The organism is Variovorax rhizosphaerae (assembly GCF_037889975.1).
GTDB classification, from domain to species: domain Bacteria; phylum Pseudomonadota; class Gammaproteobacteria; order Burkholderiales; family Burkholderiaceae_C; genus Variovorax; species Variovorax rhizosphaerae.
The window spans coordinates 168,532-187,663 of record NZ_JBBKZT010000005.1; the positions used below are offsets into that span (position 1 = coordinate 168,532).

Annotated in this window: 18 protein-coding genes; 8 read left to right on the forward strand and 10 right to left on the reverse strand. The window is 66.5% G+C overall.

The features are described from left to right. Positions 1–24 precede the first annotated feature (24 nt). Positions 25–1,701 (forward strand): phosphoethanolamine transferase, encoded by a 1,677-nt coding sequence (locus WKW82_RS12270; protein ID WP_340342832.1) that lies wholly within the window; start codon positions 25–27, stop codon positions 1,699–1,701. Positions 1,702–1,723: 22 nt separating this feature from the next. Here WKW82_RS12270 and WKW82_RS12275 read toward each other — a convergent pair whose 3' ends face one another. From WKW82_RS12275 to eat, 4 genes are read right to left on the reverse strand one after another with little or no spacing between them, the layout of a single operon-like run. Continuing rightward, the gene (locus WKW82_RS12275) at positions 1,724–2,311 is read right to left on the reverse strand and encodes a peroxidase-related enzyme (protein WP_340342567.1); all 588 of its coding nucleotides are present in this window, start codon (positions 2,309–2,311) and stop codon (positions 1,724–1,726) included. Between the two features lie 54 nt (positions 2,312–2,365). Then, positions 2,366–3,151: an ethanolamine ammonia-lyase subunit EutC gene (eutC, locus tag WKW82_RS12280; protein WP_340342568.1), complete on the reverse strand. Its 786-nt coding sequence runs from the start codon at positions 3,149–3,151 to the stop codon at positions 2,366–2,368. Between the two features lie 37 nt (positions 3,152–3,188). After that, complete coding sequence (locus WKW82_RS12285; protein WP_340342569.1) at positions 3,189–4,586, reverse strand: ethanolamine ammonia-lyase subunit EutB; 1,398 nt, start codon at positions 4,584–4,586, stop codon at positions 3,189–3,191. A gap of 16 nt (positions 4,587–4,602) precedes the next feature. After that, complete coding sequence (gene eat / locus WKW82_RS12290) at positions 4,603–5,967, reverse strand: ethanolamine permease (RefSeq protein WP_340342570.1); 1,365 nt, start codon at positions 5,965–5,967, stop codon at positions 4,603–4,605. Between the two features lie 125 nt (positions 5,968–6,092). Here eat and WKW82_RS12295 point away from each other — a divergent pair, with 125 nt between their 5' ends. From WKW82_RS12295 to WKW82_RS12305, 3 genes are all read left to right on the forward strand, one after another. Then, positions 6,093–6,482, forward strand: coding sequence for an FKBP-type peptidyl-prolyl cis-trans isomerase (locus WKW82_RS12295; RefSeq protein ID WP_422823472.1), 390 nt, complete (start codon positions 6,093–6,095; stop codon positions 6,480–6,482). A gap of 307 nt (positions 6,483–6,789) precedes the next feature. Continuing rightward, positions 6,790–8,094 (forward strand): UDP-N-acetylglucosamine 1-carboxyvinyltransferase, encoded by a 1,305-nt coding sequence (locus tag WKW82_RS12300; protein WP_340342571.1) that lies wholly within the window; start codon positions 6,790–6,792, stop codon positions 8,092–8,094. Between the two features lie 81 nt (positions 8,095–8,175). Beyond that, positions 8,176–9,018, forward strand: coding sequence for a glucose 1-dehydrogenase (locus WKW82_RS12305; RefSeq protein WP_340342572.1), 843 nt, complete (start codon positions 8,176–8,178; stop codon positions 9,016–9,018). Between the two features lie 13 nt (positions 9,019–9,031). Here the strand turns inward: WKW82_RS12305 and WKW82_RS12310 are convergent, their stop codons facing one another. From WKW82_RS12310 to WKW82_RS12320, 3 genes are all read right to left on the reverse strand, one after another. Beyond that, a complete protein-coding gene (locus WKW82_RS12310) occupies positions 9,032–9,910 on the reverse strand; it encodes a 5'-nucleotidase, lipoprotein e(P4) family (protein ID WP_340342573.1) in 879 nt (292 codons plus the stop codon). Positions 9,911–9,980: 70 nt separating this feature from the next. Continuing rightward, positions 9,981–11,306, reverse strand: a complete 1,326-nt coding sequence (locus WKW82_RS12315; RefSeq protein WP_340342574.1) for an MFS transporter — start codon at positions 11,304–11,306, stop codon at positions 9,981–9,983. A gap of 203 nt (positions 11,307–11,509) precedes the next feature. Next, positions 11,510–13,156 (reverse strand): GMC family oxidoreductase, encoded by a 1,647-nt coding sequence (locus tag WKW82_RS12320; RefSeq protein WP_340342575.1) that lies wholly within the window; start codon positions 13,154–13,156, stop codon positions 11,510–11,512. A 140-nt stretch (positions 13,157–13,296) separates the two neighbouring features. Here WKW82_RS12320 and WKW82_RS12325 point away from each other — a divergent pair, with 140 nt between their 5' ends. After that, positions 13,297–14,112 carry an IclR family transcriptional regulator gene (locus WKW82_RS12325; protein WP_340342576.1) on the forward strand — a complete coding sequence of 272 codons (816 nt, stop codon included), beginning with the start codon at positions 13,297–13,299 and terminating at the stop codon, positions 14,110–14,112. Positions 14,113–14,127: 15 nt separating this feature from the next. Further along, positions 14,128–14,901 (forward strand): enoyl-CoA hydratase, encoded by a 774-nt coding sequence (locus tag WKW82_RS12330; protein ID WP_340342577.1) that lies wholly within the window; start codon positions 14,128–14,130, stop codon positions 14,899–14,901. A 129-nt stretch (positions 14,902–15,030) separates the two neighbouring features. Here WKW82_RS12330 and WKW82_RS12335 read toward each other — a convergent pair whose 3' ends face one another. Genes WKW82_RS12335 through WKW82_RS12345 form a run of 3 tightly spaced genes read right to left on the reverse strand, consistent with a single transcriptional unit; the run spans position 15,031 to position 18,045 of the window. Continuing rightward, on the reverse strand, positions 15,031–15,921 hold the full coding sequence (locus WKW82_RS12335; RefSeq protein WP_340342578.1) for a bestrophin family protein: 891 nt from the start codon (positions 15,919–15,921) through the stop codon (positions 15,031–15,033). Then, entirely contained in the window at positions 15,918–17,102 is a 1,185-nt protein-coding gene (locus tag WKW82_RS12340; RefSeq protein ID WP_340342579.1) for an acetate/propionate family kinase, read from the reverse strand. Before WKW82_RS12340 ends, WKW82_RS12335 begins: the two co-directional genes overlap by 4 nt. 4 nt (positions 17,103–17,106) lie before the next feature. Next, the gene (locus WKW82_RS12345) at positions 17,107–18,045 is read right to left on the reverse strand and encodes a phosphate acetyltransferase (RefSeq protein WP_340342580.1); all 939 of its coding nucleotides are present in this window, start codon (positions 18,043–18,045) and stop codon (positions 17,107–17,109) included. A gap of 267 nt (positions 18,046–18,312) precedes the next feature. Here WKW82_RS12345 and WKW82_RS12350 point away from each other — a divergent pair, with 267 nt between their 5' ends. Together WKW82_RS12350 and WKW82_RS12355 are read left to right on the forward strand one after the other, a co-directional pair. Then, positions 18,313–18,684 carry a YidH family protein gene (locus tag WKW82_RS12350; RefSeq protein WP_340342581.1) on the forward strand — a complete coding sequence of 124 codons (372 nt, stop codon included), beginning with the start codon at positions 18,313–18,315 and terminating at the stop codon, positions 18,682–18,684. Beyond that, positions 18,681–18,983, forward strand: coding sequence for a DUF202 domain-containing protein (locus WKW82_RS12355; protein ID WP_340342582.1), 303 nt, complete (start codon positions 18,681–18,683; stop codon positions 18,981–18,983). The genes WKW82_RS12350 and WKW82_RS12355 overlap by 4 nt, the downstream gene beginning before the upstream one ends. Positions 18,984–19,132: the final 149 nt, after the last annotated feature.

The following is a 19,132-nucleotide window of genomic DNA, read 5'->3' on the forward strand; positions in this document are numbered from 1 at the left end:
CTGGCAGCGGGCGATCACCGCGCCATGGGCTGGCTCGCCAGCTTGAATGATTGGATGTCCCGGCCGCGCTCGGCGCGCACAGTGATCCTGTGGCTGAGCGTCTACCTTGCGGTGGCCGCAAACTGGCCGCTCTGGATGGACCTGGCACGCATCGGCGGCGCGCCGAGCGTCTATCTCCGCACGACTGGCGGCATGGCGGTGCTGTTGGTGTCCGGCCTGGTCGGGTTGCTTTCGTTCACGGCATGGTCGCGCTGGTTCAAGCCGGTATGGATCGCCCTCGTCGTGCTGGCCGCCGTGGTCCAGCACTACATGATGGCCTACCGCATCGTCATCGACCCGAGCATGCTGGCCAATGCCACGCAAACCGACGTGCACGAGGTGCGCGACCTGCTCAGCTGGCGCATGCTCGTGAACGTGGCGCTGGTCGCGGTGCTGCCGGTGTGGTGGATCTGGCGGGTCCGCATCGCGCGGATCGGCCTCGGGGGCCAGCTCTGGCGCAACCTCGTGATGTTGCTGGCGGCCGCGGGGGTGGCGGCGGGTTGCGTGGTCGCCATGAATCGCGACCTGGCGCCACTCATGCGCAACAACGTGCACTTGCGCTACATGCTCAATCCGCTGGCCACCGTGTACTCGACCGCGACAGTGGTCGTGCGTCCGCTGTTCCAGCACAAGCGCAAGCTGGTCCCGATGACGGCCGGCGCTGCGCTCGGGCCGAGCTATGCGCAGCAGGAGCGACCGCCGCTCTTCGTGATCGTGGTCGGGGAGACGGCACGAGCCGATCACTTCGCGCTGAACGGCTATGCGCGCGACACCAATCCCGAGTTGTCGGCGCGCGGGGTGTTGAGCTACGACAACGTGCATTCGTGCGGCACCAACACGCTGGCGTCCGTGCCTTGCATGTTCTCGCCGCTCGGCAAGGCCGCCTTCGAGGCGCGCAAGGACGACTACGAGAACCTGATGGATGTGCTGCAGGCAGCCGGCCTGGCCGTGTTCTGGATCGACAACCAGTCAGGGTGCAAGGACGTGTGCAACCGCGTGCCGCATGCCTTCGCCGCGGACGGCTTGCCGGCCGATATCAAGGCGAAGCTGTGCGCGGGCGGCGACGAATGCCTTGACGAGGCCTTGCTCGAGGGGCTCGACGCTCGTCTCGCAGCGTTGCCGCCGGAGCGTCGTGCCAAGGGTGTGGTCCTGGTCATGCACCAGATGGGCAGCCACGGTCCGGAGTACTACAAGCGCTCACCGCTCGCGGCGAAGGCGTTCCAGCCTGAATGCACCACCAATGCGTTGGCCGAATGCGCGCATGCCGACCTGGTCAATGCCTACGACAACTCGATCCGCTACACCGACCACGTGCTGGCCGGCGCGATCGACTGGCTCAAGACGAAGTCGAGCGACTACGACACCGGCATGCTCTACATGAGTGACCATGGAGAATCACTGGGCGAGTTCGGCCTGTTCCTGCACGGCTTGCCGTATGGCTTGGCGCCGGACGTCCAAAAGCACGTGCCGGTGGTGGCCTGGTTGAGCGACGGCTTGCGGCGACGCGCGGACTTGTCGGCGGCCTGCATGAAGGGTGACCGGCAGACGGCCTACACCCATGACAACCTCTATCACACGGCACTGGCCATGATGGATGTGAAGACGCCGAGCTTCAAGCCAGCGCTGGACATGTTTGGCAAGTGCCGGGCCCCGGCCGCCTGATACGACTTTGCCGTAGGCGCTGCTACTTCTTTTCGTTCTTCTCGCGGGGCAGGCGGCCCATCAGGAAGAACTCCGGGTTCGGCTGCATGCCGCTGAAGCTGGCCAGGCGGTTGGAGAGGCCGAAGAATGCGGTGATCGCCGCGATGTCCCAGATGTCCTCGTCGTCGAAGCCGTGGGCGTGCAGGAGCGGGAAGTCGGCCTCGTCGATCTCGTGCGAGCGGTCGCAGACCTTCATCGCGAAGTCGAGCATGGCGCGTTGCCGCGGCGTGATGTCGGCCTTGCGATAGTTGACGGCCACCTGGTCGGCGACCAGCGGCTTCTTCTCGTAGATGCGCAGCAACGCGCCATGCGCCACCACGCAGTAGAGGCACTGGTTGCGGGCGCTGGTGGTGGTGACGATCATCTCGCGGTCGCCCTTGGTGAGCGAACCTTCCTCCTTGAGCATGAGCGCGTCGTGGTAGGCGAAGAAGGCGCGCCATTCAGCGGGGCGCCGCGCCAAGCCGAGGAACACGTTGGGCACGAAGCCGGCCTTTTCCTGCACGGCGAGGATGGCGGTGCGGATGTCTTCGGGCAGGTCGGCCAGTTCGGCCAGGGGGTAGCGCGCGGGCATGGTTGTCTCGTCTAGTGGTCGGATGGGCATGATAGGGCGCGCCCGCTGCGCGGCTCAGGGGAGTGCCGGTTTCGGGTCGTCTTGCAATACGGCGTGGTCGCTCTCGTCCTTGAGTGCGACGCCGCTCATGCCTCGCTGTAGCGCCTCGCGCAGGAGCCATGACAGCTTGAAGGCGGCGGTGGCGTAGGCCAGTCCCTCGGGCCGCACATTGGAGATGCAGTTGCGCTCGGCATCGTGGCGGCCGTGGCGCGGCGCGTGGGTGAGGTAGATGCCCAGGCTGTCGGGGGAACTGAGGCCGGGGCGTTCGCCGATCAGCATGACGGAGAGCTTGGCATTGAACAGTTCGCCAATGTCGTCGGCGAGTGCGACGCGGGCCTGCGTCGCGATGACGACGGGCGAGAGGTGAAGTGCCGGTTGCAGATGCGGGCGCAAGGCGGCGAGCAGCGGCACGGCGTGGCGCGCGACGGCGAGCGACGACAGGCCGTCGCCGACGACGATGCAGACATCGCAGGTTGCGTTCGGGCGCTCTGTCGGGCTTGCGCGCAAGTGGCCGGCGTCATTCGCGTCGAGCCGGCGGCCGAGGTCTGGCCGGCGCAGGTAGGTCGTGCGGTCGACGGCCTGGCTGCGGGCCCTCGCGGTGGTCCAGCCGTCGGCGGTGAGCGATTGCTCAAGCGCGTCGACATCGAGCGGCGCGTGGATTGCGTCCCGCGCCATTGCATGGGCCCAGCCGAAGCGCAGGGTTTCATCGGTCGGCATGCCATTGCCCGCGCGGCCCAGCGCGAGGCGCGCGGGTGTGGCGGCGCGCCAAGTGGACCAGGGGCTGGGGGTGACGGCGGGCATCAGGCGCGCTCCGGGGATGCGTCGGCAAGGACTCGCGTCATGACGCCCCCAACGCCGCAAGCTCGCCCATCCCGTGCAGCACGCGGTTGGCCGACGGCGCTTCCAGGCTGCCATTGGGCGCGGTGATCCGCATGCGCTGCAGCCACGCCTCGAACTCCGGTGCGCGCTTCAGGCCCAGCGTCTCGCGCAGGAACAGCGCGTCATGAAAGGAGGTGCTCTGGTAGTTGAGCATCACGTCGTCGGCGCCCGGCACGCCCATGATGAAGTTGATGCCCGCCGCGCCGAGCAGCACCAGCAGCGCGTCCATGTCGTCCTGGTCGGCCTCGGCATGGTTGGTGTAGCAGACGTCGCAGCCCATCGGCAGGCCCAGCAGCTTGCCGCAGAAGTGATCTTCCAGGCCGGCGCGGATGATCTGCTTGCCGTCGTACAGGTACTCCGGCCCGATGAAGCCGACAACGGTGTTGATGAGCAAGGGCTTGTAGCGCCGCGCGAGCGCATAGGCGCGTGCCTCGCAGGTCTGTTGGTCGACGCCGAAGTTGGCATTGGCGGAGAGCGCGCTGCCCTGGCCGGTCTCGAAGTACATGACGTTGTGGCCCACGGTGCCGCGCCCGAGCGACAGCGCCGCCGCGTAGGCCTCGTCGAGCAACGCGGGTGTCACGCCGAAGGAGAGGTTGGTCTTCTCGGTGCCGCCGATCGACTGGAACACCAGGTCCACCGGCGCGCCCGCCTCGGCCAGCCGGATCGCGTTGGTCACGTGCGTGAGGATGCAGCTTTGCGTGGGGATCTCGAAGCGCTGGATCACCTCGTCCAGCATGTGCAGCAGGGACGCGAGCACCGGCGTGCTGTCGGAGACCGGGTTGATGCCGATCACCGCATCGCCGGCACCCATCAGCAGGCCGTCGAGCGTGGAGGCGGCGACGCCGCGCAGGTCGTCGGTGGGATGGTTGGGCTGCAGCCGAACCGCGAGGTGGCCGGGCAGGCCGAGCGTGTTGCGAAAGCGCGTGACCACGCTGCACTTGCGGGCCACGGCGATGAGGTCCTGGTTGCGCATGAGCTTGGACACCGCTGCCACCATCTCGGGCGTGAGGCCGGGCGCCAGTTCGCTCAGCGCATCCGTGGTGGCCAGCTCGGACAGCAGCCAGTTGCGGAAGTCGCCGACCGTGAGGTGTGACACCGGTGCGAAGGCCGCCGCGTCATGGCTGTCGATGATGAGCCGCGTGATGTTGTCGTCTTCGTAGGGCACCAGCGCCTCGGTGAGGAACTGCTTGAGCGGCGTGTCGGCCAGCACGTGGCGCGCGGCCATGCGTTGCTGCGCCGTGGCGGCGCCGATGCCGGCCAGGTAGTCGCCGGAGCGGGCCGGGCTGGCGAAGGCCATCACCTGCCTGAGGTCGTCGAACAGAAAAACCTGCGAGTCGATCGTGGTGCTGTAGCGCATGTTGAGCGGCGTTGGATCAGGTCGAGAGCATGGCGTCCGGGGCGGCCGCATGCCGTTGCGCGGCTGTGGCGCGGAAGTACGCGTAGGCGAGCGCCATGAGTCCGCAGAACAGCAGCGTCAGCAAGCCATTGAACCAGATCATCGCGCCGAGGCAAACCAGCCCGAGCAGCAGCGCGATGGCCGGGAACACGGGATAGAAGGGCGCCCGATAGGTGCGCTCCAAGCCGGGTTCGCTGGCGCGCAGCTTGAACAGCGCTGCCATCGAGACCAGGTACATCACGATCGCGCCCAGCACCGACATCGTGACGATGTTGGCGGTGAGCGTCTGCCCGCCGAAGCTCACCCACTCGTCGCTGAAGATGGCCGCGATGCCGATCACGCCACCGGCGAGCAGCGCGCGGTGCGGCGTGTTGAAGCGCGGGCTCAGCGCCGCCAGGAAGCCCGGCAGGTAGCCGGCGCGCGCCAGCGCGAAGATCTGCCGCGAGTAGCCCATGATGATCCCGTGGAAGGACGCGATCAGCCCGAACAGCCCGATCCACACCAGCATGTGCAGCCAGCCGCTGTTCTCGCCCACCACCACCTTCATCGCCTGCGGCAGCGGGTCGTTGATGTTGGCAAGCTTGCGCCAGTCGCCGACGCCACCGGCGAAGATCATCACGCCAAAGGCCAGCAGCACCAGCGTCAGGATGCCGGTGGTGTAGGCGATGGGGATGGTGCGGTGCGGGTCGCGCGCTTCCTCGGCCGCCATGGCCGCGCCTTCGATGGCAAGGAAGAACCAGATCGCGAAGGGGATCGACGCGAAGATGCCGGAGACGGCGGCGCCGTTGAGCACATCGCCGCCGGCCCAGCCATTGGCGGTGAAATTGGCCAGCGTCCAGCCCGGCGTGACCACGCCCATGAACACCAGCAGTTCGACGATGGCAAGTACCGTCACGAACAGTTCGAACGCTGCCGCGATGCCGACGCCGACCCAGTTCAGCCCGATGAAGAGCACATAGGCGCCCAGCGCGAACCACTTCGGATTGATGCCCGGAAACTGCACGTTCAGGTACGCCCCGATGGCCAGCGAAATAGCCGGCGGCGCGAACACGAACTCCACCAGCGTCGCAAAGCCGGCGATGAAGCCGCCCGTCGGCCCGAAGGCGCGGCGCGCATAGGCAAATGGCCCGCCCGCATGCGGGATGGCGGTCGACAACTCCGTGAAGCTGAAGATGAAGGTGGTGTACATGGTCGCCACCAACAGGGTCGCGACCAGGAAGCCCAGCGTGCCGGCCGTGTTCCAGCCGTAGCTCCAGCCGAAGTACTCGCCCGAGATCACCAGGCCCACGGCGATGCCCCACAACTGGAAGGGGCCGAGCACTTTCTTGAGACCAGAGGACATGCAGGTTCCTGTTACACAAGTGGCGACGTCGATGCCGAGCAAGAGCGGTGCCATCCGCATTGCGTGGCAATAATGACCGTTTTCAGCCTTTCAAGGAATTACCCGTGCGTCTCAAGTTCAGTGCCATTCTTTTTTCGCTTTGCATCGTCCCGGCCGCCGGCTGGGCCCAAGGCAAGCCCGAGACCCTGCCCAGCGGCCTGGTCTACGAATCGGTCAAGGAGGGCACGGGCGCATCGCCGGTCGACACCGACACCGTCAAGGTGCACTACCGAGGCACCTTCCCCGACACCGGCAAGGAATTCGACAGTTCCTATTCGCGCGGCGAGCCGACCGAGTTCCCGCTCAAGGGGGTCATCAAGTGCTGGACCGAGGGCGTGCAGAAGATGAAGGTGGGCGGCAAGGCCAAGTTGACTTGTCCGCCGGCCATTGCCTACGGCAGCCGCGGCGTGGGCCCGATTCCGCCCAATTCGACGCTCAATTTCGAAGTCGAGCTGATTTCGATCAAGGGGCGCTGAGCGCCGGCGTCATGCCGTGGCCAATCGCAAGGACGCAGCGGCGACCGACGAGCGCCATGCGTCCTGCATGGGGCCGCTCCAGGCCGCGATCCCAAGCCCCGAGGACGCCGTTGTCGAGCGGCTGACGTGTGCCGGGGCGGTGTGCGACGCCATGCGCCGAGGGCTCTCGCGTGAGAAGTTTCCCTGCGATGCCGTGCCATTTCTGCATTGTTGCTTTTGCACTCGATGATCCGCCGCGCGGCGGCTACAGTTCATTCCATCGCAGTGCGCCGAAGCGCCTGACCCGCAAACTTTCATCCCCGTTTCCATGACCAATCTCGTCGTTCACGGCGGCACGCCCCTGCGTGGCCGCATCATTCCCTCAGCCAACAAGAACGCGGTGCTGCCGGTGCTTTGCGCCACCTTGCTCAGCAGCGAGCCGCTGCGCCTGCTCGGCGTGCCGGACATCACCGACGTACGCAAGATCCTCGAGATCTTCCGCACGCTGGGCAGTGACGTGAAGATGGACCATGCCACCGGCACGCTGGAGATCCACCACCACGCGACCGAGTTCGACTGCGCCCGCCACCGGTTGCCGGAGGAGATGCGCTCCTCGATCATGCTGGTGCCGCCCTTGCTCGCGCGATTCGGTGTGGCGCGGCTGGAGGACAACGTCAAGGGCTGCACGCTCGGCGTTCGCGAGATCGATCCGCACGTCGAGGTGTTCCGCCGCTTCGGCAGCCAGATCGAGCGTGCGGAAGGCTCGTTGGTGGTGCGTGCCGCCAACGGTGCGCTCACGCCCAACGACCACTGGCTCGACTACGCGTCGGTCACCACCACCGAGAACTTCGTGCTCTGCGCCTCCGCCGCGCAAGGCAGTTCCACGCTGACCAACGCGGCGTCGGAGCCGCACGTGCAGGAGTTCTGCCGCTTCATGGCGATGATGGGTGTGCGCATCGAAGGCCTGGGCACCTCGCGCCTCACGGTGCATGGCGGCGACAAGCTCAAAGGCGGCGAGTTCCGCTTCGACGAGGACTTCCACGAGATCACCACCTTCCTGGCACTGGGCGCCATCACCGGCGGCGACGTGATCGTGCGCAACAGCGCGCCCGAGACCTTTCCGCTGATCGACCGCACCTTCGAGAAGTTCGGCGTGAAGATCACGCACGAGGACGGCTGGTCGCGTGTGATTCCCAACGGACCGCTGAAGGTGCAGACGCCTTTCACGAGCAACGTGCTGACCAAGGTCGAGGCGGCGCCGTGGCCTTACTTCCCTGTTGACCTGTTGCCCATCTTCATCGCGCTGGGCGTGCGCGCCCAAGGCAATGCGATGTTCTGGAACAAGGTGTACGACGGCGCGCTGGGCTGGACGGGTGAGCTGTCGAAGTTCGGCGCGCACGTGTTCTCGTCGGACCCGCACCGGCTCGTCACCTTCGGCGGCAACCCGCTGACGCCGGCTGTGGTCGAGAGCCCGTACATCATCCGCGTGGCGATCGCGCTCTTCATGGTGGCTGCCAGCATCGAGGGGCGCTCCGAGATCCGCAATGCGACTCCGATTCGCCGCGCCCATCCGAACTTCGTCGAGAACCTGCGCAGCCTGGGCGTGCGGGTGGAGTGGACCAGCGAGGAGTAGTAACCCCGCGTTGGCAGGCACTGCGCGCCATGGCAAAGTGGCTTTGATCTCCATCAAGCAAACGCAGGAAGGTTCGACACCATGGGACGTCTGGACAACAAGGTCGCGGTCATCACCGGCGGCGCGAGCGGCATCGGCGAGGCGAGTGTGCGGCTGTTCGCGCGCGAGGGTGCCAAGCTGGTGATTGCCGACCTGCAGGACGAGCGCGGCCGGCGCCTGGCCGAGGAACTGGGTTCGCAAGTGATCTTCCAGCACACCGACGTGAGCCAGGAAGCCGACGTGCAGGAGGCCATCGACCTGGCGCTCTCCATGTTCGGACGGCTCGATTGCATGTTCAACAACGCCGGCATTCCCGGCCCCGGCGGCCCCATTGAAAACCTCGCCGTGGAAGGCTGGGACAACGCGATGGCCGTGCTGGTGCGCAGCGCCTACCTCGGCATGAAGCACGCGGCGCCGATCATGAAACGCCAGGGCTCCGGGAGCATCGTGAGTACCGCCAGCGTCGCGGGCATGCAGTCGGGTTTTGCCGGCCATGCTTATTCGGCCGCGAAGGCTGCGGTGATCAACCTGACGCGCAGCGTGGCCACCGAGTTGGGCGAGAGCGGCGTGCGCGTCAACTGCATCTGCCCCGGCGGCGTCGCGACACCGATCTTCGGCCGCGCCATCGGCCTCGATGCGGAGGATGCCGAGCGCTCGGCCGGCACCATGCTGATGGCGCTGGCCAACATCCAGCCGTTGCAGCGCGCCGGCGTGCCCGGGGACATCGCCAACGCAGCGCTATGGCTGGCGAGCGATGAATCGAGTTTCGTCAACGGCCATGCGCTGGTCGTCGATGGCGGCATCACCTGCGGTCCCATGTGGACCGCGACGAACGCGCGGCGCGAGATGCTGCGGGCGGTGCTGGCGCCGCCGGCGCAGGGCTGAGCAACCCCTCGCGCTACTCCTTGGCCTTCCACGCCGAACGCGTCGAGGCCTTCTTCAGCAGTTCGCGGTTCGCGTCGGTGGGTGGCGGTTCGGAGTCACCGAAGATCGCGGCCAGCCAGTGGCCATCGGTGGGATTGGGGAACAGGATGTAGTTGCGCCCGAATTTCTCGCGGTCGGCCTCCATCGCGGCCATGCGCCCGTCGACGTTGCTCTTGAGGTAGTACTTGCGCCGGAAGTCGTTGAGGTTGTCGCCAAGGAACACGACGACGTCGAAGTCCTTCATGATTTCGTCCTGGCGCTTCTCCTTGTTCGACGTGTCGCGCAGCACCGTGAGGTGCTGGGTGTCGGCATAGGGGTAGCCGAGGAACTTGAGGTGGCCCATCGCGTAGTCGTAGGTCTTCTCGCCTTGCTCGCGGCTCGTGACGTAATGGATCTCGACCTTGTTGTCGGCGCAGAACTGAAGGAACTCCTTCGCGCCGGGTGCGGCGACGACCTTGTTCTCGGGAATCCACTTGTCCCAGATCGGGTCGTCGAAGAAGTCCAGGTTGTTGTTGATCAGGTAGCCCCAGTAGTTGAGCGGCAACAAGATGGTGTCGTCCACGTCTGTGACCACGGCCAGCGGCTTGTCACCCGGTTTTCGCGCCGCGATGGCGCGCTCGACATGCATGCGCGCGATGTTGAAGCCCTGGTAGTAGAGCGCACGGTATTCGGCCGCCGTCTGCTTCCAGGCCACGGCGTAGAGCAGGGCGTTGTTCACGCCCTGGCCCGTGGGGCCCAGGGTGTTGGGGGCCGTCGGCGCGGCGGCGGGTTGGGCGTGGGCGGCAAGGCTGAAGGCGCCGAACGCGAGCGCGACGGCACCGTGGCGCGCAGCGCGCGCGAAGGAATGCGACATGGTTTCTCTCCCGGTTGTAGTAATAAAGGATCGCGGGGTGAGTATCTCGCTTCGTGTCAACGAAGCAATTTCAGGCCCGCGCCCGCAGCTCCGCCTGCTGCACCGTGTCCGTGTTGTCCCCGGCCCGCCCGATCATCCATGCGCAGATCGCCGACACCACGCCCGCGAACAACACGTACATGCAGATCTGCCACGGCTGGCCACCACCCGACTTGAGCAGCGCCGTCGCGATGATCGGCGTGATACCCGAGGCGAAGATGCCGGAGAACTGGTAGACGAAGGAGATGCCGGTGTAGCGGACCTTGGCATCGAACAGGTCGCAGAAGAGGGCGGCTTCCGGGCCGTAGACCGAGGCGTAGAAGATGCCGAAGGGCACGATGATCGCCATCCAGATCAGGAACATGTTGCCGCCGCTGTGCGTCATGAGCCAGAAGCCGGGGAAGGCGGCGATGGCCGTGATCAGCGAGCCCCACATGTAGACCTTGGTGCGCCCGACCTTGTCGGACAGGCGGCCGAAGATGGGGATGGTGAAGCACATCACCACCGCCGCGGCCATCACGCCCAGCAGCGCGTCGGTGCGGCTGATCTTGAGGGTGCTGGTGAGGTAGTTGATCGAGAACACGCCGAAGATGTTGAAGAACACGCCGTCGATGTAGCGTGCGCCCATGCCCTTCAAGACGTTGCCGGGATAGCGGCGGATCATGTCCATGAACGGGATGCGCGCCTCGGCGTTGCGTGCCTTGATGGCGGTGAACTCGGGCGTTTCCTGGACATGCAGGCGGATGTACATGCCGACGATCACCATCGCGCCGGAGAGCAGGAAGGCGATGCGCCAGCCCCAGGACATGAACTGTTCTTCATTGAGCACCGACGACAGCAGCGCCACCACGCCCGAGGCCATGCACAGGCCGATGGCCAAGCCGATCTGCGGCAGCGAGGCGTAGAAGCCGCGCTTTTCCTTCGGTGCGTATTCGTAGGCCATCAGCACCGCGCCACCCCATTCGCCGCCGAGGCCAATGCCTTGGGCGATGCGAAGGATGAGCAACAGCAGCGGCGCCGCGATGCCGATCTGCGCATAGGTCGGCACCAGCCCGATCAGGAAGGTGGCCACCCCCATGATCATCAGCGTGATGATCAGCATCGCCTTGCGCCCGATACGATCACCGAAGTGCCCGAAGATCACGCCGCCCAGCGGCCGCGTGACGAAGCCGACCGCGAAGGTGGCGTAGGCGAGCAGCGTCGACACCACCGGATCGCTGCCGGGGAAGTAGAGCTTGTTGAACACGATGCCGGCGACCACCCCGTAGAGGAAGAAGTCGTACCACTCGATCGTGGCGCCCACCAGGGCCGAGATGACCACCTTGCGTATCGCTTTTTCGTCTGCTGTCGCACTCATGTGTTTGTCTCCAATGAAGTGTCGTTGTGGGGCCCTTGCGGGCGGCGGCTACGGAAAGTGAATCGGGTTCCTGCGCGCTGTCCCGCAGATGGCTGCGCAGAATGAAATCGATGCGTTTCGTGGCAGGGCAAGGCGCAAACCACAGCGATACCAGTAGCTATCGCGAGGATTTGCAACGCCGCCATGTCGCGAAAGGCGCGATTTCATGCGCAGACATCTGCGGGACAGCGCGCCCGGTCCTCGCGGATCATGTCGACGGCCTTCTCGGCCATCATCACGACGGGGCCGTTGGTGTTGCCGGAGACGAGCGTGGGCATGACGGAGCAGTCCACCACGCGCAGGCCGCCGATGTCGTGCACGCGCAGGCGCTCATCGACCACGGCCAGCGTGTCGTTGCCCATCTTGCAGGTGCCGCTGGGATGGAAGATGGTGGCGCCGTTGTTGCGGCAGAACTCGAGCAGGTTTTCGTCGCTTGCGGCCTCGGGCCCCGGCTTGACCTCGCGCTTGACGTAAGGGCGCATGGCGGGCGAGTGCGCGATGGCGCGGGCGGCGCGCACACCGGCGACGGTGGTGCGGCGATCCAGTTCCTTCGAGAGGTAGTTGGGCTGCATCTCGGGCGCCTCGAAGGGGTCGCGCGAGCGGGCGCGCACGTGGCCGCGCGACTCGGGCCGCAACTGGCACACCGACATCGTGAAGCCCGAGTACGGATGGACCTTGCCGCCCGCCATGTCGGCCGAGAGCGTGGCGACGTGGAACTGGATGTCGGGCGTGGCGGCCTCGGGTTGGCCGGCCTCGTCCTTCAGCGCGCGCATGAAGCAGCCGCCCTGGTTGATGCCGATGGCCAGCGCGCCGGTGCGGTGCAGGAGCCATTCGATGCCGAGGCGGGCCTGGCCGACCCAGGAGTTGAGCTGGTCGTTGGTGGTGATCGGCTTCGTGCATTCGTAGCCGAGGCGGATCTGCAGGTGGTCCTGCAGGTTCTCGCCGACGCCGCGTGCGTCATGCACCACCGGCACGCCGAGCCGGTCGAGCAGCGCGCGTGGCCCGATGCCGGACAACTGCAGCAGTTGCGGCGACTGGATCGCCCCGGCCGACAGCAGCACCTCGGCCTTGCAGCGCGCGGTCTTCATCACGCCGCCTTGCCGGTACTTCACGCCGACGGCGCGGCGGCCTTCCATCACCAGGCCGGCCGCGAAGGCTTCGGTCTCGATGCACAGGTTGGGCCGGCGCTTGGCGGGCGCGAGGTAGGCCTTGGCCACGCTGCAGCGCAGGCCGTTGAAGGTGTTGAGCTGGTAGTAGCCGGCGCCTTCCTGCCGGGCACCGTTGAAGTCGTCGGTGCGCGGCACGCCGATCTGCCCGGCGCCATCGATGAAGGCCTCGATGAGCTCATGCTTCGCGCCGATGTCCGACACCTTCAGCGGCCCGTCGTGTCCGTGCAGCGGCATGTCGCCAACGCGCTGGTTGCCCTCGGACTTGATGAAGTACGGCAGCACGTCGTCGTAGCTCCAGCCGGAGTTGCCGAGCTCGGCCCAGTGGTCGTAGTCCTCGCGCTGGCCGCGGATGTAGATGAGGCCGTTGATCGAGCTGCTGCCGCCCAGCGTCTTGCCGCGCGGCCAGTAGATGCGGCGGCCGTTCATGCCCGGGTCGGGGTCGGTCTCGAAGCGCCAGTTGTAGATCGGGCTCCACATGGTCTTGCCGTAGCCGATGGGCAGGTGGATCCAGGGCGAGTTGTCGGGCGGGCCGGCTTCGAGCAGGAGCACCCGCGTGGCCGGGTCTTCGCTGAGCCGCGCGGCCAGCACGCAGCCCGCCGAGCCGGCGCCGACGACGATGTAGTCGAACTCGTTCTCGGTCATGTGTTTGTGGCCATCCGGCAGTGGAACAATGGTCTGGTGTGCCTGCGCAGCTATTTGCGGGACAACACACTTGTCGCGGCCCGGAGGGTGTTGCGAATTTTCGGAACGAAAGGTTCCACTTCGATTAGAGGTATACCCGAATGAAGTCAGCCCGGCCGCAGAAAGCCGTAGCGATTCCCAAGCCCGCCGAGACCCGGGCAGGTGATGCCGCGGGAAGCGGTTCATCGGCCGAGCGCAGCCTGCGCCTTCTGTCGCTGCTGGCGAGCGAGGGGCGCGCCCTGTCGCTGGCCGATCTGGCTGCCCGACTGGCCTTGCCCAAGGGCACGGCGCACCGCATCTGCACGCAGCTTCTGGCCGCGGGCTACCTGGCGCGGGACGTGGAGGAGCGCTTCTACAGCGTCGGCCCTGCGCTGCGCCAACTGGCCTTCGACACGCTCAACCATGGCGTGGTGCGCGGGTTGCGGCACGACGTGCTGTCGGAACTGGTGCGGGAGGTGGACGAGACCTGCAACTTCACCACGCTCGACGGCGCGCAGGTGCTGTACCTGGACCGGGTCGAGGCAAAGTGGCCACTGCGGCTGACGCTCGACGTGGGCTCGCATGTACCACTGCATTGCACGGCCAGCGGCAAGCTGTTCCTGTCGCAGATGCCGCGCAGGGAGCGCGACCTGCTCATCGATGGCCTCACGCTCACGCGCATGACGCGCAACACCATCGTGTCGGCGTCGAAGCTGCGCGCGGAATGCGATGCGATTGCCGAGCGTGGCCATTCCTGCGACGCGGAGGAGTTCATTGCTGGGTTGATCGCCGTGGCGGTGCCGGTACGCGACGCGGCCGGAGAGGTGCGTGCGGCCATCGCGGTGCATGCGCCGACGGCGCGCATGGCGATGAAGGATGCGTTGAAGCGGATCGATGCGTTGAAGGCCGCGGCTGCGCGCATGACCCCGCTGCTCTGACACCGTTCGACGACCATGAAGAACCTGCCTGAATGCCAACACGCGACCGTCGACCTGCAAGCCGATGGTGTCGCCACCGTCACGATCCGCTCGGCCAACGCGCTGAACATCCTCGACTCCGCCGTGATCGACGATGTGCGCACGGCGATCTCGCAACTTGCGGCCGACAGCGAGGTGCGGGTGCTCGTGCTGCGCGGCGCCGGCGACAAGGCCTTCGTGGCGGGCGCCGACATCCAGGAGATGGGCGCGCTCGATGTCGATACCGCACGCGTCTTCATCGACAAGCTGCGCGGCCTGTGCGAAGCGGTGCGGCTGTTCCCGAGCCCGGTGATCGCGCGCATTCCCGGGTGGGCGCTGGGCGGCGGGCTCGAACTCGCCGCGGCCTGCGACCTGCGCATCGCCTCCAACCGCGCGCAGTTCGGCATGCCGGAGGTGAAGGTCGGCATTCCATCGATCATCCACGCCGCGCTGCTGCCGCGCCTGATCGGGCAGGCGCGCGCGAACTGGCTGCTGATGACCGGTGACAACGTCGATGCAGCGCAAGCCCTGTCATGGGGCCTGGTCGACAGCGTGGTGCCGCCGGACCGACTCGATGAGGAGGTCGAGCGCATGGCGCGGAAGTTCGCGGGCTATGGGCCTGCGGTGATGCGGCAGCAGAAGCGTCTGTTGCGCGAATGGCAGCAAGAGCCGCTGGAGACCTCCATCCGCAATGGTGTGGATGAGTTCGCGAGCGCCTATGCGACAGGTGAGCCACAGCGCTTCATGGCGGCGTTCCTGAAGCGCAAATGAGAGCGGCGCTGAAGGCGTGAAGATTTCGTAGCGAGGGCGCCGAGGTCGGGTTGAGCAGCGCAGCCGTACTCCAGTACGGCGAGCAGCGCAGGCCCGGGATCGGCGGCCGCAGTAGAAAGATTCACACCTTCAGGTGTGGTTGAACACCTCGGGATCCATCACGATCGGCTGCTGCGGCTCCCCAAGCATCTCGCGCAGCGTCGACTCGATCGTGCGTGACATCTCGTCCAGCGCCAGGTCGTTCTGTGCCGTGCCGAAGGGCTCTTCGATCTCCTGACCCAGCGCCTCCAGCGCAAAGAAGGTGTAGCCGAGAAAGACCACGATCACCGGCGTCATCGGGCCGATCGAATCGATCAGCCCGAAGGGCAACAGCACGCAATACAGGAAGATGGTGCGGTGGATGATGACGACGTAGGTGAACGGGATCGGCGTGCCTGCGATGCGCTCGCAGCCGCCCAACGCCTCCGTCAAGCGGCCCAGCGGCATTTCCATGGCCTGGCCCGCCTGCCGATGGTCGCGCGCCCACTCGCTGGCCATGAGCAACAACATCGCGGGCTTGAACAGCGCGGGCTGCAGGCGCACCTGGTCTTCGGGCGACAGCACGCGCGCGAAGTCCGCGGATGGATCGGTGTGGCGAAGCTGATGGCGAAGCGCATGCACGAAGGCGATCAGCCGCGCCGCAAGCAATTGCGACTTTGCGGGCGGCTCGACCAGCGTCAGCCCCATGCGCAGCAAGTTGCGCGACTCGTTCAGCACGGTGCCCCACAGCATGCGCGCCTCCCAGTAGCGCGCATAGCTCGTGTTGTTGCGGAAGCCCAGGAAGATGGCCAGCGTCAGGCCGATGAGCGAGAAGGGCACGAAGTTGAGCGGCACCTTCCACGCGAACAAGTACCCGTGGAAGGCCGTGACCAGGATCGAGAACCCGGTCACGAGCAGCAATTGCGGCGCGATGTCGCGCAGCACCGAGCCGCGCCACACGAACACCATGCGCAGCCAATGGAGACCCGGCCGGACGATCACGCGGCAGCCTGCCCGATCTTCATCGCGTGGCGCGCGATCATCAGTTCTTCATTGGTGGGGATCACCCACACCGACACCTTGCTGGCGGCCGTGCTGATGCGCGGTCCGCCGGACCGGTTGGCCGCCGGGTCCAGTTCGATGCCCAGCCAGGCCGCGTCGCGGCAGGCGCGCTCGCGGATCGACGCGGAATGCTCGCCGATGCCGGCCGTGAAGACCAGCGCATCGACCCCACCGGCCGCGGCCGCCAGCGAGCCCATTTCGCGTCCCAGCCGGTACACGAACAGGTCGACCGCCTGCGCGGCGCGCGGATCCTTGCTCGCTTGCAGCACCCGCATGTCGCTGGACACGCCCGACACGCCGAGCAGCCCGGACTGCTTGTAGACCAGGTCCTCGATGGCGCGGGCGTCCATGCCCATCTCGTCCATCAGGTAGAGCAGCACGCCCGGGTCCAGGCTGCCGCAACGCGTGCCCATGGGCAGGCCGTCGAGTGCGGTGAAGCCCATCGTGCTGGCGACGCTCTGGCCGTTGACCAACGCCGACATGCTGCTGCCATTGCCCAGGTGCGCGACGATGGTGCGACCCGATGTCGCCTTCGCATCGAACTCGCCCAGCACGCTCGCGATGTATTCGTAGGAGAGGCCGTGGAACCCGTAGCGCCGCACGCCTCGGTCGGTGATGGATGGCGGCAGCGCGAAGGCTTGGGCGATCTCCGGCTGGCGGCGATGGAAGGCGGTGTCGAAGCAGGCGACCTGCAGCAGCCCGGGCTGCAGCTTGGCGATGATCTCGATCGGCGCGAGGTTGTGCGGCTGGTGCAGCGGCGCCAGCGGGCTCAGCTTGCGCAGCGCCGCGAGCACATCGGCATCGACGCGCACGGGCTGCGCGAAGGCCAGGCCGCCGTGCACGACGCGATGGCCAACCGCGACGATCCGGTGCCCGGCCAGTTGCTCGCGGAAGAACTCGATCAGGAACGCGATCGCGCCTTCATGCCCGAGCGAGACGCCATCGCCCCATTCGTGATCGCGGATGCGCGTGCCGATGGCCGACTTGGCGGTGAAGCGGGGCGCCGTGTACAGGCCTTCAGCCTGGCCGTTGAACAGCGGGATGTTTTCGCCTTCGGCTTCGAAGACGCTGAACTTGATGCTCGAGGAGCCCGCATTGAGGACGAGGACGACGTCGGACATGCGATCAACCCAGGACTTTGGTGCTTTCGCGGCGGGCCTGCGCGACCAGCGCCGCCACCGCGCACGATGCGAGCCGCGCGATGAGCGAGTCGGCCCGGCTGGTGAGGATGATCGGCACTCGCGCGCCGAGCACGATGCCCGCCGTGTCCGCGCCAGCCAGGAAGGACAGGCTCTTGGCCAGCATGTTGCCGGCTTCCAGGTCGGGCACCAGCAGCACGTTCGCTCGGCCGGCCACCGGTGACTTGATGCCCTTGACGCGTGCGGCCTCCATGTCGATGGCGTTGTCCAAAGCAAGCGGGCCGTCGATGAGCGCGCCCGTGACCTGGCCGCGGTCCATCATCTTGCAAAGCGCCGCGGCTTCCAGTGTGGAGGGCACCTTGGGATTGACGGTCTCCATCGCGGAGAGAACGGCCACGCGCACCTCGTCGAAGTGCAGCGCATGCGCGAGGTCGATCGCGTTCTGCAGGATGTCGGCCTTGACCTCGAGCGTGGGCGCGATGTTGACGGCCGCGTCGGTGATGATGAGCGCGTCGTCATGGTTCGGCACGTCCATCACGAAGCAATGGCTCACGCGACGCGCGGTGCGAAGGCCGGTTGCGCCCTTGACCACGGCGCCCATGAGTTCGTCGGTGTGCAGGCTGCCCTTCATCAGCGCCTCGGCCTTGCCTTCGCGCACGAGTTGCACGGCCATCTCCGCGGCTGCGACGCTGTGCGGGGCATCGACGATCTGCATGCCGGTGATGTCCAGGCCCCAGGTCTCGGCCAGCGACAGGATGCGGGCGCTTGGCCCCACGAGGATCGGCGCGATCAGGCCCAGTTTCGCGGCCTCGACGGCGCCTTCCAGCGAGCTTTGGTCGCAAGGGTGTGCGACGGCGGTCGGCGTCGGCGCGAGTGTCTGGCAGCGTTCGATGAGGCGTTGGTATTTTTCGTGCGGTCTGTCCATGGTTCCGTCCCTTGAATGGTGAAATTGGCGCAGTGCCTATGCGCGGAAGCGTGCGATCGACTGTGGCCGCAGTCTGGGGGCACGGTGGATGATGGCGCGGGCGAGCGGTGCACAAGTGTGCCTTTGTATTCAGGGTGCATCAAGGCATCAGGCGTTCGCGTCTGTATCCTTCGGGGTCCGCCATTTCCTCGGAGCCGAGCATGATCGATTCCCTGTATCGCACCGACCGGGGCAGGCCGGGACATGTGACATCCGCCGGGACATGCCATGGACTCGCCGCCTGACCGCCGGCCCGCCTGGCAGAAGGAAGGCCACGAGCCGGACTATCGCTTTTCGCTGGCCAACGAACGCACTTTCCTCGCGTGGGTTCGCACGGCGCTCGCGCTGCTGGCGGGCGCGGTGCTGTTCGATCAACTGGCCCTGCGGCCGCCCGGGCATTCGTATGTGTCGGTGATCGCGGTCCTTGGCAGTGGCATCGCCGCGCTGCTCACCGCCGTGGCTTACTGGCGCTGGAAGAGCAACGAGATCGCCATGCGCCACGATTGGCCGCTGCCGGGATCGAAGTCGCTCGCGGTACTGGCCCTGCTGCTGTTTGCCTCCGCGGCCCTGGTGACCCTGGTGCTTGCGGGGTGGGCGTGAGAGACCCCGGCCTTCAGCCTGAACGGACCGCGATGGCATGGACCCGCACGGCGATCTCGGCAATGGTCTGCGCCGTGGTCTATCTGAAGCTGGCGTTCAGCGCGCACAGCCTGCTGCTGGGCGTGGGTGGCACTGTGTTGTTGTTTGGCGCGCTCGGGCTGGTGCTGATCTCGATGCGGCGCCGGGTCGATCTTGTGGATGTGAACAAGCGAGCCGCGCCGGCGGGGCATTTGCTGAAGTGGACGGCGGTGATTGTTTGCATCGGGGCCATGGCTTCGACAGCAGCAGCACTGGTATGAAAAAGGGGTGAATGTTTCTACTGCGGACGGCGATCTCGGGTCTGCGGTTTTGGCTCCGGCATAACAAGCGCTTGCGCGCAATTGTTAGCCTTTGCCGCAACTTGTTGTCACCGCACGAGAGTGCGGTTCCGCTCCGCGAACCGGCCTCC